1 protein-coding gene is annotated in these 776 nt (G+C 68.7%); it reads left to right on the top strand.

The window, feature by feature from the left end; genetic code table 11:
• Positions 1–776: IS256 family transposase (locus AC0VX0_RS12360; protein ID WP_475452207.1), on the top strand; the 776-nt coding region annotated here is incomplete at both ends.

Raw genomic sequence — 776 nt, 5'->3', positions numbered from 1 at the left:
GGCACCGTGGACGTGGCCATCCCGAAGCTGCGCTCGGGCACCTACTTCCCGGAATGGCTGCTCGAGCGGCGCAAGCGGGCCGAATCGGCGCTGATCACCGTGGTCGCAGACTGCTACCTGGCCGGTGTCTCTACCCGGCGGATGGACAAGCTGGTCAAGACCTTGGGCATCAATGCCCTGTCGAAGTCCCAGGTGTCCCGGATGGCCGCGGACCTCGATGAGCAGGTGGAGGCCTTCCGCCACCGGCCGCTCGGGGAGGCGGGACCGTTCACGTTCGTTGCCGCGGACGCGTTGACGATGAAGGTGCGTGAGGGCGGGCGTGTGGTCAACGCGGTGGTGCTCATCGCCACCGGGGTCAACGGCGACGGCCACCGCGAAGTGTTGGGCCTGCGGGTGGCCACCAGCGAGACCGGGGCGGCGTGGAACGAGTTCTTCGCCGACTTGGTCGCCCGGGGCCTGGCCGGGGTCCGGCTGGTCACCTCTGATGCCCACCCCGGGCTCAAGGACGCCATCGCCGCGAACCTGCCCGGTGCGGTGTGGCAACGCTGCCGCACCCACTACGCGGCGAACCTGATGGGCATCACCCCGAAGAGCATGTGGCCGGCGGTGAAGGCCATGCTCCACTCGGTCTACGACCAGCCCGATGCCGCCAGCGTCAACGCCCAGTTCGACCGGCTGCTGGACTACGTGAGCGAGAAACTGCCGGTGGTGGCCGAGCACCTCGATGCTGCCCGGGCCGACATCCTGGCGTTCACCACATTCCCCAAGGACGTCTG

It is taken from the genome of Micrococcus sp. iso_26, from assembly GCF_056172975.1.
Note: the sequence above shows the minus strand (reverse complement) of the source record. Positions and strands in the feature narration are given on the sequence as shown.